Below are 7807 nucleotides of genomic sequence, written 5' to 3'. Positions count from 1 at the left end.
GATTCGCCCCGCGGTCCTGGTCTCGGGCCCGTCCGCCGGGGAGGAGGAGGCGGCCGGGGAGCGGCCCCGTGAGGGGAGCGGAACCGCTCGATGGTTCGATGCATCACCCTCGCAATCGAAACCGGCACGGGCAACACATCCCCAGGTTCTTTGCGCAAGATCTGAGGTTCCCCTTCGGTAACAAGGGAGTTCGGGCACGTCGAGGTGTCACTCACCTCGACTGCGTCCGCGTCACGGGAGCGTCGCCGTCACACCACGTCCCGGAGCGTGGTCCACGCGGCCCCGGCGTCCAGCAGCGGCGGGGTCACCGAGCGCCGGCGGCCGGGCCCGTGGGTGATCGCGTACCGTACGGCCGCGGGGCCGGCCTTCGGGAAGGCCGAACGGAGGAGGGCGACGGTACCCGTGACGAAGGGCGCTGCGGCGCTCGTACCGCTCAGGACGAGGGGGCGGCCGTCGAGTCCCAGCCCCGGGACGCGGTCGCCGGGGGCGCCGACTCCGTTCCGGCCGATGGACACACCGCGGTTGGACTGCGGCATCGGGTGCCCGGCGCGGTCGTACGCGGTCACCGGGACGACCCACGGATGGTCGGTGAGGACGGAGGGGCCCACCCTGCCCTGGTTCCCGGCGGCGACCACGACGACCACGCCCCGGTCGGCGGCGTGGTCGAGGGCGGTCTCCAGCGCGTGGTCGCGGACACCGGAGGGCGAGGGCTGGGCCATGCTGAGGTTCAGGACATGGGCGCCCGCGTCGACGGTCTCCATGATCGCCTCGGCCAGCTCTCCCGTCCGTACGCCGGAAAGGCAGGTCGCCGGACCGCCGTCGGTCGGACGGTCGGTGAACAGCGGCCGGGACACGAGGGTGCACCGAGGGCAGACGCCGTTGTTCCCGGCGATGATCCCGGCGACCGCCGTGCCGTGCGCACAGCACACGTCGGTGCCGCGGCAGGCTCCCGCCACGGCCGTCAGCTCGCGGACCGGGTGGCCCTCCAAGGCGGGATGGTCCAGGGCGACACGGCCGTCGATCAGGCCCACCACGACCGAGGACCGGCCGGCGGTGCGCGCCATCAGCGGCCTGAGGCCGACCAGGTCCAGGGGGTCCACGGGCGCCCCTCTCTCCTCCGCCCACCGGGGTGCGCGAGCGGACTACGGGGTCACCGGCACGTCTCCATGCAGTAGTCGAAGCACTCGTACCACTCGGGCGAGCCCCACGGGTGGTCGTCGTCGCAGACGACACGACACTCCCTCGCGCAGTACGACTCCAGCTGCGGGAAGAGCCGGTCGCCCCGCGTTTCCGGGACCGGGCGCGCGCTCTCGAGTTCGCGCTCGAATCCGGGGATGCGCATCGGACGTCACCTCTTCTCCTCGCGTAGCGGGTGCCGGGCGGTCACCACGTTTCCGAGCACAGCTCGGTCACGCAACGCTGCACGCACTTCTGGTAGTTGGGCGAACCCTTGCACTTGTGGCGGCAGACCGGGCGCAACTCCTCCTCGCAGGTGAAGAACTGGGGGTGGAGCAGGTCACCGGTGGGCACGCCGTGTGCCGGCGGCTCGACGGCGAATCCGGGGATACGCATGTCCGTTCGCCTCCTTCTCTCGACGGTTACCGGTCGTAGTAGTCCTGGAACGGGGAGACCAGGAAGGGGAAAAGACCGGCGAGACCCACGCGGACGAAGCTCTTCTCGACGACGTTGGTCTGGCGGTGGGTGTACGAGAAGACGACCGTGACGACGGTCTGCGACCCGGTGCTGAGCCGGGACGGCGAGGCTTCCACCGCCGAGAGGACGTAGCCCTGCTCGCGCTTCTCGTTGGACGTCTTGTAGATCGCCTGGGACCTCACCATCAGATAGTTGAGGGCCCGTCCGGCCGGGTCGGTTCCCGTGTTGTCGTTGAGCTGCAGCAGGCGGTCGAGCAGTGCGCCGGCGCCCCGCTCGAACTCCTTGCGGGAGGTGCCGTCGGGGCGGTCGATCGCCCGCATCAGCTCCTTGCTGTCGAATGCCCAGATCTTCTCGACGCGGACGACGGGGACGGAGAGTCCCTGGCAGGCGCCCGGGGGAGCGATCGGGCCGAGACGGCCGACGACCACGGCGAGGTCGCGGTGGTCGGGGACCGGGCGCAGGGCCTCCACGAGATCGTCCAGATCGGTCGGGTCGGTCGGGTCCAGGATGTAGGTGTCGACGCCCTGGACGGAGAGGACGAAGCACATCTGCCGGGCGATGTAGCGGTTCTCCGGTGCGGAGAGGACCCGGTACATCGCGTCGGCGTCGGTGTTGTCGGTCCTGCCGTCGGCGCCCGCGACATGGAGGAACTCGTGCTGGACGGAGGCGTCGGGGAAGACGGCGTGGACGCCACCCAGCACGTAGACGTAGCCGGCGGTGGTGTCGCCGTCGCCTCCTCCGCCGTCCGGGGCGGCGGCTGTGGCGCAGCCGCAGCCGGCCTGGGTGACGGTCGGCTCGGCGGCGGGCGCGGTGCGGAGATCCTCGGGGGCGGGCGTCGGGGCGGGAGGGTTGCGTACCTGGGCCTCGGGCGGGGGACTCGTGGCGATGCCGGTGTCGGTGATCTCGGGGTCCATCAGTCACTCCTCACGCACACTCTGTCGGACCGTCAGACCGGGGTGGGGGACTCCGCCTCCGGCGCCCTGTCGTGCGGGCGCTTCGCGCAGCGCCTCAGAGGCCCCGCCCGCCGCCGATCGTCATCCACCGGTTCAGCGCGTCGGCCCTGCGGCCACAGCCACCGCAGGGCCGGATCCCCACCGCCGAGGTCACCCGGGCGACGGCGTCGCCGAGCCCGGTCTCCGTACCCTCGCGCGCGAAGCCGGGGATGCGGACTTGATGGCGGGCCTTGTCGTGGCGAGTGCCACGGGAGTCGCGTGCCGCTCGTCCCCGAGGCGCACCCCGACCGCTCGTTGCACTGTCAACCATCCTGCTCACATCCCGGGGTTGAACCACACGGCGCCACACGGCGCGCTCCCACCCCCCACCATTTTCCTCCCGAGAGGCTCCGGCCGCACGCCGATCGAACCGGACCGGTCGGCCCCGCGCCGCAGCGGCGACGAGCGACCGTGGCGCGTCAATGAGAGGGGCCCTCGACACCTGAATGGGCGTCAGATGGGCGGGGGTTGACTGTCATGCGATTGCTGCTGGATGTGGTCGATTCCATGCGTTTGCGGTGCCCGCAAGGGCAGCGATCGATCAATTCTGGTCGAGGTCGGTCGGTGCGGAGGTTCTCGTTCCAGCAAGGTCACATGGCGTACCCGAACTGACTATTCTCCCCTGCGTGTTGCGCTGCACTCACAGCGAGTCACCGAACGCTGTGCCGCGCATGGACGGAGCCTGGCCGCAGGGAGGCGTGACCACCGATGCGATCTCGAACCGAACCGTCGGGGGCACCCATCAGAACACCTCTGCTCGGCCCGGCGAAGTACCGACCGCTCCTGTCGGCGCGCCGCACCACCCCCAGTCCACTCATTCCAGACTGTTTAGGGACCCCTCGATGGTTCGTACAGGTTCAACGCCCGGAGGCCTGCCACGCGCAGCGGCTCCGGCATGGCTAGTCCCCCCCGGTGTTCTGGCCGGGGCCTGCGGCATAGCGCTGATCTTCGTCCCCGCGCAGATACGCGTGCCGGTTGCCTGGTGCGGCCTCGTCGCCGTCGTCCTGACCGCCATCGTCTCGGCCGGTACGGCGCGCCGGGCGCGCTCGGCGGAGGAGGCCCGCCACGCGCGGGCGAGTGCCGAGGTACAGCAGTACTACGCGCAACGTGAAGCCGCGCTGCTCGGGCGCCTCGCGGATCAGCGGGCCACCACGGTATGGCTCGCCGAGGAACTCCTCCCCGCGGCCGTCGCCCGGATGCAGAAGGGTGACCCCGCTTCGGAGATCCTGCAGTCCGTCTCGTTCGGGGAACACCTCGACAGCGAGTTCGCCGAAGCGCTCCGGCAGGCGCTGCGGACGCTCCTGGAAGCCGTGGAGGCCGAGGAGCACACGCGGGACTCCTCCCAGCGAGCACTGGTGGCGATCGCGCGAAGGGTCCAGGCGATCGTGCATCAGCTAGCCAAGGACCTCCGCGACATGCAGATCCTGCACGGTACGGATCTCGTGGTCTCCCACGGCCTGCAGGCCATCGACCATCGCAACGCCCTGATCGGACGCCTCGCGGCGAGCGTCGCCGTACTGGGTGACGCCCGGCCCGGGCGCCAGTGGTCGAAGGCGATCCCCCTCTACGACGTCGTGCGTGGGGCCATGTCACGCATCGTGGACTATCCCCGCGTGAAGCTGCAGTCGGTGACGGAAGTGGCCGTGATCGGCCAGGGAGCCGAGCCGCTGATCCATGTGCTCGCCGAGTTGCTGGACAACGCCACGACCTTCTCGCCGCCGCACACCCCGGTCGAGGTGAGCGCGAGCGAGGTGCCGTCCGGTATCGCCATCGAGATCGAGGACCGTGGGGTCGGGCTCACCGAAGAGGTCCGGCAGCGCATCGACCGCGTCATGGCGCGGGCGGCGTCGGGCCTGGACCTGGCCGACCTGGGCGAGGCGACGCAGCTCGGCCTGCCCGTCGTCAGCAGGCTGGCCCGCGAGAACGGCCTCGAAGTCCATCTGCGCACCTCCGCCTACGGAGGAGTGCGGGCCGTGGTGCTCGTTCCGCGGAGCGTGATCACCACGGTTCAGCAGCCTCCCCAGAAGGTCCAACCGTTCGCGCCGAAGCACCTGGGCGCGCCGATCGTGCCGAGGCCGACGATGACGCGCGATGCCGCAGCAGAACCCGCCGAGGTCAGACAGACCGTCAACGGGCTGCCGCAGCGGCGACGGGAGTCGCCCGTTCCGACACCGGTCGTCCGCACGGCCCCCCAGCCCCCCACCACTCCGGCCGCCGGGACGGCCGGCGCCGCCCGGCAGCCGGGCCTGATGTGGGAGGCGTTCAGCGGTGACAAGAGGTCGGGTATCGACCCTTCCAGCCACACCAGCGAGCCATCAGATGAGGATGAGTAACCGTGACGCCACTGCCAAACATGGACTGGATGCTCAAGGAGCTCGCGGCCAGCGTCCCGTACGTGCGACACGTGGTCGCACTGTCGTCGGACGGTTTGTGCATCGGTCAAGCGAACACGGAGACCGACACCGCTGACGCCATCGCCGCCGCCTGCTCGGGCATGCAGAGCCTGGCGAAGGCCATCGCGCAGAAGTTCCCCCACGGAGACGGCTCGACGCGCATGGTCGGCATCGAGGTCGACGGCGGCTACTTCTCCCTGATGGCGGCAGGACCTGGGGCCTATCTCGCGGTGCTGGCCGACGAGGAGGTGGACGCGGGGTTGCTGGGCGACCGCATGCGCACGCTCGTGGTCAGGATCGGCCAGCACATGACCAGTCCGCCTCGGGATGACGTCGGGCAGGCGATGTGACGTCAGAGCACCAGGACTCATGGGATGAAGGCAGTCCCGTACCGCTGTACGTCATCTCCGGTGGCCCGGGTTCCACGGCGAAGGCCTTCAACCTGGTCACCCTCATCACGTCGAGGTCCGCACCCGAACCCGCGATGCAACCAGAGCAGGCGGCGATCCTCAGCATGTGCCAGTACCCGCTGTCGGTGGCCGAGATATCCGCGTATCTCAGTCTGCCGTTCAGCGTCCTCACGGCGCTGCTCTCCCAGCTCGTCGAGGACGGGCGAGTCGAGGCCATCGCTCCCGTTCCCGTCGCGGCGGTTCCCGAACTCGGCCTTCTGGAGGCGGTGATCCATGGACTACGCAATCTCTGACGCACCCACCGGCCCCCGCGGCACGGACGTGCTGCTGCCGCACGGCGCCCGGGGAGTCAAGGTCGTCATTGTCGGCGGCTTCGGGGTCGGCAAGACGACCATGGTCGGGGCGGTGAGCGAGATCTCGCCGCTGACCACGGAAGAGACCATGACGCAGGCCGGCGTCGGGATCGACCACAACCCCGGCGCGGAGGGCAAGAACACCACCACCGTCGCCATGGACTTCGGCCGCATCAGCATCAACGAGGAGCTGATCCTCTATCTCTTCGGGACGCCGGGGCAGGAGCGGTTCTGGTTCCTGTGGAACGGCATCTTCGAAGGCGCGCTCGGCGCCGTGGTCCTCGTCGACACCCGGAGGATCGAAGTCTGCTTCGAGATCATCACCCGCCTGGAAGACCGCCGCGTGCCCTTCGTCGTGGCCGTCAACACCTTCCCCGAGGCCCCGCAGCATCCGATCGCTGCTCTGCGTTCCGCCCTGGACCTCAACGAATCCGTGCCCATCGTCACCTGTGACGCGCGTGACCGGTCGTCCTGCCGCGACGCGCTGCTCTCGCTGATGGGCTACCTGTGCACCCTCGCCGCCGCTCAGGAGTCCGCATGACCTTCCCGCCCGCTGACCACACCACCACGGAACCGGGGCTCGTCCCGCCCCCGAGCTGCCCGGCCCACGCCGCCGCGGGAGTCGAGGGAGTGACCCGGCTCCATGGCGCCGCAGCCGAGACCGACCCCATGGGTCTGTACGAGAAGCTGCGTGCCGCCCACGGTCCGGTGGCACCCGTCCTGCTCGAAGGGGACGTCCGTGCCTGGCTCGTCCTGGGCTACCTCGAGAACCGTGATGTGGCCACCCGTTCCACCCAGTTCTCCCGCGACCCCCGCACCTGGCACGGGTGGAAGAGCGGCGAGATCGACGCCGAGACCTCGCCGCTCGTGCCGATGATCGGCTGGCGTCCCGACTGTGTCTGTGCGGACGGCGAAGAGCACCAGCGCCTGCGTGGCGCGGTGACGGCCAGCCTCAACCAGTTCGACCAGCGTGGCATCCGCCGCCACATCACCCGCTTCGCGCACCAGCTGATCGACGAGTTCTGCGAGAGCGGCAGGACGGAGCTGGTCGGTCAGTTCACCGAGCCCCTGCCCATGCTCGTCCTCACCCACCTGCTGGGGATGCCGGACGAGGACGGTCCCAAGCTCGTCCACGCCGCCCGGGACCTCTTCAAGGCCACCGAGACGTCGCTCGCCAGCAACGCCTATGTCCTGGAGACCCTCAAGCAGCTCGTCGCCGCCAAGCGCGCCGTGCCCGGGCAGGACATCGCCTCCGTGCTGATGGCCCACCCGGCCGACCTCAGCGACGAGGAGGTGCAGCACCACCTGCGCCTCATCCTGCTCGCGGGATACGAGACGACCGCCAATCTGATGGCCAACGTGCTGCGGATGACGGTGACCGACCCGCGGTTCCGTGGGTCGTTGGCCGGCGGCCAGATGACCCTGCCCGAGGCGGTGGAGCAGGTGCTCTGGGACGAGCCGCCGTTGATGGTGTGCCCGGGCCGCTGGGCCACCGGCGACACCTCGCTCGGCGGTCAGGAGATCAAGGCGGGCGACATGCTGCTGCTCGGACTGGCCGCCGGCAACGTCGATCAGGCCGTCCGCCAGGATCCCTCGACCCGCGTGCACCACAACCGCGCGCACCTGTCCTTCAGCGCGGGCGCCCATGAGTGCCCCGGCCAGGACATCGGTCGTGTCATCGCCGACACCGGCATCGACATCCTGCTCACCCGGCTTCCCGACATCAGCCTCGCGATCGCCGAGTCCGAGCTCACCTGGCGCTCCTCGACCTGGGCCCGGCATCTGACGGCCCTGCCCGTGAAGTTCGCCGGCCGCGTTCCGGAGACCCGCGACCTGCTGGCACCGCTGCCGGCCCCGCCCCCGCCGACCATCGGCATGCCTGCGGCGCCCCGCGTGCCGGTATCCGAACCCCGCGTCTCGTGGCGGGCGCGGCTGAGGCGGTTGCTGCGGCTGCGATAGCCCGGTCGCAACGGAGCCGCGACCACAGGCGAGGGGCTGCCGGACCA

Annotated in this window: 9 protein-coding genes; 5 read left to right on the top strand and 4 right to left on the bottom strand. The window is 70.3% G+C overall.

The features are described from left to right. Positions 1-248: 248 nt before the first annotated feature. Genes ACFQ7Q_RS36915 through ACFQ7Q_RS36900 form a run of 4 tightly spaced genes read right to left on the bottom strand, consistent with a single transcriptional unit; the run spans position 249 to position 2567 of the window. A complete protein-coding gene (locus ACFQ7Q_RS36915) occupies positions 249-1100 on the bottom strand; it encodes a S8 family serine peptidase (RefSeq protein ID WP_383563260.1) in 852 nt (283 codons plus the stop codon). A gap of 50 nt (positions 1101-1150) precedes the next feature. Then, positions 1151-1342, bottom strand: a complete 192-nt coding sequence (locus tag ACFQ7Q_RS36910; protein ID WP_383563257.1) for a hypothetical protein — start codon at positions 1340-1342, stop codon at positions 1151-1153. A 41-nt stretch (positions 1343-1383) separates the two neighbouring features. Further along, positions 1384-1572, bottom strand: coding sequence for a hypothetical protein (locus ACFQ7Q_RS36905; protein ID WP_383563254.1), 189 nt, complete (start codon positions 1570-1572; stop codon positions 1384-1386). A gap of 26 nt (positions 1573-1598) precedes the next feature. Next, the gene (locus ACFQ7Q_RS36900; RefSeq protein ID WP_383563251.1) at positions 1599-2567 is read right to left on the bottom strand and encodes a hypothetical protein; all 969 of its coding nucleotides are present in this window, start codon (positions 2565-2567) and stop codon (positions 1599-1601) included. Between the two features lie 1046 nt (positions 2568-3613). Here ACFQ7Q_RS36900 and ACFQ7Q_RS36895 point away from each other — a divergent pair. Genes ACFQ7Q_RS36895 through ACFQ7Q_RS36875 form a run of 5 tightly spaced genes read left to right on the top strand, consistent with a single transcriptional unit; the run spans position 3614 to position 7760 of the window. After that, the gene (locus ACFQ7Q_RS36895; RefSeq protein ID WP_383563248.1) at positions 3614-4978 is read left to right on the top strand and encodes a sensor histidine kinase; all 1365 of its coding nucleotides are present in this window, start codon (positions 3614-3616) and stop codon (positions 4976-4978) included. Positions 4979-4998: 20 nt separating this feature from the next. Further along, complete coding sequence (locus tag ACFQ7Q_RS36890; protein WP_329112770.1) at positions 4999-5388, top strand: roadblock/LC7 domain-containing protein; 390 nt, start codon at positions 4999-5001, stop codon at positions 5386-5388. Next, positions 5385-5741, top strand: coding sequence for a DUF742 domain-containing protein (locus tag ACFQ7Q_RS36885; RefSeq protein WP_383563245.1), 357 nt, complete (start codon positions 5385-5387; stop codon positions 5739-5741). Before ACFQ7Q_RS36890 ends, ACFQ7Q_RS36885 begins: the two co-directional genes overlap by 4 nt. Beyond that, entirely contained in the window at positions 5722-6342 is a 621-nt protein-coding gene (locus ACFQ7Q_RS36880; RefSeq protein WP_383563242.1) for an ATP/GTP-binding protein, read from the top strand. The genes ACFQ7Q_RS36885 and ACFQ7Q_RS36880 overlap by 20 nt, the downstream gene beginning before the upstream one ends. Beyond that, positions 6339-7760, top strand: coding sequence for a cytochrome P450 (locus ACFQ7Q_RS36875; RefSeq protein ID WP_383563239.1), 1422 nt, complete (start codon positions 6339-6341; stop codon positions 7758-7760). Before ACFQ7Q_RS36880 ends, ACFQ7Q_RS36875 begins: the two co-directional genes overlap by 4 nt. Positions 7761-7807: the final 47 nt, after the last annotated feature.

Source organism: Streptomyces sp. NPDC056527, assembly GCF_042794475.1.
Taxonomy (GTDB): Bacteria; Actinomycetota; Actinomycetes; order Streptomycetales; family Streptomycetaceae; genus Streptomyces.
The sequence above is the reverse complement of the archived record's forward strand: the minus strand, read 5'-3'. Positions and strand labels throughout refer to the sequence as shown.

What these genes read in the sequence shown, in the direction of transcription:
- ACFQ7Q_RS36910 (WP_383563257.1), bottom strand. Translation starts at nt 1,342, where the DNA reads ATGCGCATCCCCGGATTCGAGCGCGAACTCGAGAGCGCGCGCCCGGTC.
- ACFQ7Q_RS36905 (WP_383563254.1), bottom strand. Translation starts at nt 1,572, where the DNA reads ATGCGTATCCCCGGATTCGCCGTCGAGCCGCCGGCACACGGCGTGCCC.
- ACFQ7Q_RS36900 (WP_383563251.1), bottom strand. Translation starts at nt 2,567, where the DNA reads ATGGACCCCGAGATCACCGACACCGGCATCGCCACGAGTCCCCCGCCC.
- ACFQ7Q_RS36890 (WP_329112770.1), top strand. Translation starts at nt 4,999, where the DNA reads ATGGACTGGATGCTCAAGGAGCTCGCGGCCAGCGTCCCGTACGTGCGA.
- ACFQ7Q_RS36880 (WP_383563242.1), top strand. Translation starts at nt 5,722, where the DNA reads ATGGACTACGCAATCTCTGACGCACCCACCGGCCCCCGCGGCACGGAC.
- ACFQ7Q_RS36875 (WP_383563239.1), top strand. Translation starts at nt 6,339, where the DNA reads ATGACCTTCCCGCCCGCTGACCACACCACCACGGAACCGGGGCTCGTC.